Annotated in this window: 1 protein-coding gene; it reads left to right on the top strand. The window is 67.3% G+C overall.

Annotation, left to right across the window (positions count from 1 at the left end; all coding sequences use genetic code 11):
* Positions 1-34: 34 nt before the first annotated feature.
* Positions 35-2,651, top strand: a 2,617-nt coding sequence (mobF, locus tag RM2_RS22925) for a MobF family relaxase (RefSeq protein WP_169846819.1), incomplete at its 3' end; no start/stop codon positions are given.

Below are 2,651 nucleotides of genomic sequence, written 5' to 3' on the forward strand. Positions count from 1 at the left end.
CACACCTCTTGCACTAAAGGTGCGACCTGGCACAATGTACGGGGTGATGACCATCCATAAGCTCTCCGCTGGGGATGGTTACACCTATCTGACGAAGCATGTGGCGGCCGGTGATGCGACCGAGTCGAAAAAGTCCGGAATCGTCGATTACTACAACGCGAAGGGCACCCCGCCGGGCCGTTGGTGGGGGAAAGCGGCCGCCCGTGCGGGTGTCGATATCGGTGAACAGGTCACCGAATCCGGGATGCGGTCCTCGTTCGGTGCGGCCCGCACCCCGCACGCGTTCGACACGATGCCGGCGGTGACGGCGGGGCAATCGGAGCGGTTGGACTGGTCGGCGTCGACGGCGTTGGGGCGCCCGTTCAGCTGGTTCACCGCCTCCCAGGAGTACGTGCACGAGGTCGAGGAACGCTGCACCCTGCACAAGCAGGAGCACTGCGGATACCCGGACACCGCGGTCAAGGATCAGATCAAGCGCGACGTCGCACTGCGGCACCTGGGCAAGACGCGGGGGCCGAACGCCGAGTTCCTTTCCGACGCGGAGGTGACGGAGTTCATTGCCGACAGTTACCGCAAGATGCGGCAACCGGTCGCCGGATACGACCTGGTGTTCACCCCCGCGAAGTCGATTTCCTTGCTGTGGGGGTTGGGCGGCGCTCAGGTGAAAGAGGCGGTGGAGGCGGCGCACCGGCAGGCCGTGGACGAGACGTTGGGGTGGATCGAGGACCACGCCACCTACACCCGCCGCGGCGCCGGCGGCAGTGAGGTGATCAAGGCCGACGGGTTGTTGGTGGCCCGGTTCGATCACTGGGACAACCGGGTGGCGGATCCGAATCTGCACACCCACTGTGCGGTGCTGAACCGGGTGCACGCGGAGGGAAAATGGACCACCATCGACGGGCGCATGTTCTACCGGGCCGCCGTGTCCGCCTCCGAGCGCTACAACACCCGGGTCGCAGATTTGGTGGCCCGCAACCTGGGGGTGAGCTTCGCCCCCCGGGCGGATACCCCGGCCGGGAAGCAACCGGTGTACGAGGTCGAGGGCATCCCGCTGGCGTTGATCGAGGAGTTCTCCCGCCGTCAGGCAATCGTGGACCGGCAGGAGGAACTGGCCCGCGACTACGCGGACCGGCACGGGAAGAATCCGCCGAAGAGGGTGCAGTACGCGCAGGCGCAGCAGGCCACGTTGGACACCCGGAACGCGAAGAACCCGCCCCGCTCGATGGCGCAGCTGCGGGCCGAATGGGACCAACGGGCCCAGGCCATCCTGGTCGGCACGGCACCAGGGGAGCTGGTGGAGTTGGCGCGCACCGGCCACGATAATCGGCCCCCGTTCACCCCGGAGGATCTGCCCGCACTGGTCCGAAAAGTGGAGGACGACCTGTCCCGCAAGGTCGGGACGTGGACGATCTACAGCCTGCACGCCGAGGTCCAACGCCAGGTGCGGGCATACAGTTTCACCGGTGACACCGACGCGGCCGCCTACACCGCGGCCGCGGTGGACACACTCGTGGACACCGAGTGTGTTCCCACCTTCACCGTGGTGTATCGGGCGCCGGCGAAGCTGTCCGAACCCATCGAGGGCGGCCTGGTCCGCACCCATGCGGTGGACCGCACCACCATGCGCTACACCTCCGAAACGGTCCTCGCCGCCGAAAAGTACATGCGCCGCAAAGCCGATACACACAGTGAGAGGACGGTGTCGGCCCGGATCATCCGCCGGCAGATCCGCAAGGCGGAGAAGGCGAACGGGCACACCCTGGGAACTGACCAGATCGCGATGATCGAACACTTCCTCACCGCGCAGAAAACGGTGGCTGTGGCCGTCGGCGCGGCCGGGGCGGGGAAGACCACCGCCGCCACGGTGATCGCCCGGTCCTGGGAGCTGACGAACGGCAAAGTCATCGCCCTCGGTCCGTCCGCTCGGGCCGCGGAGGTCCTCGGCGCGGAGATCGAGGTAGAAGGGCGGACCATCGCCGATGTGCTCACCCGTGACCGGCACGGGTTGCCGACCGGCATCGAATCCGGTGATCTTCTGTTGGTCGACGAGGCCGGGATGGCGTCGGCCCGTAACCTCGCGGACCTGACCCGGATCGCTACCCAGGCCGGGGCGGTGCTGCGGTTGTTGGGTGATCACCAGCAGTTGGCGTCCGTCGAATCCGGCGGCATCCTGCGCGATCTCGCCGAACGCACCGACGCCCCCTTCCTGGGTGAGGTGCACCGCTTCCGCACCCCGGGGGAAGCCGCCGCGAGCCTGCTGCTCCGCACCGGCGACGAGAACGCCCTCGACTGGTATCAGGACCACCACCGGATCCGGGCCGGGATGAAACACGAACTGGCCGACACGGTGTTCGGCGCGTACGTCGCCGACATCGAGGCCGACAATGTGGCCCTGATGGTGGCCCCCACCAACGACCTGGTCAGCGAACTCAACACCAAGGCCGCCGACTACTACCGCGCCAACGGCACCGTCACCGGACCCGGTGTCGTGCTCGCCGACGGCCTCGAAGCCGCGACCGGGGACATCGTCGTCACCCGCAAGAACAACAGCAAATACGTGGCCAAGGACGCCACCGGAACCCGCACCGGGCGGGTGAAAAACGGTGACCTGTGGACGGTGACCGAGGTCGGGGTCGACGGGTCGTTGCGGC

Source organism: Rhodococcus marinonascens NBRC 14363 (assembly GCF_001894885.1).
Taxonomy (GTDB): domain Bacteria; phylum Actinomycetota; class Actinomycetes; order Mycobacteriales; family Mycobacteriaceae; genus Rhodococcus_F; species Rhodococcus_F marinonascens.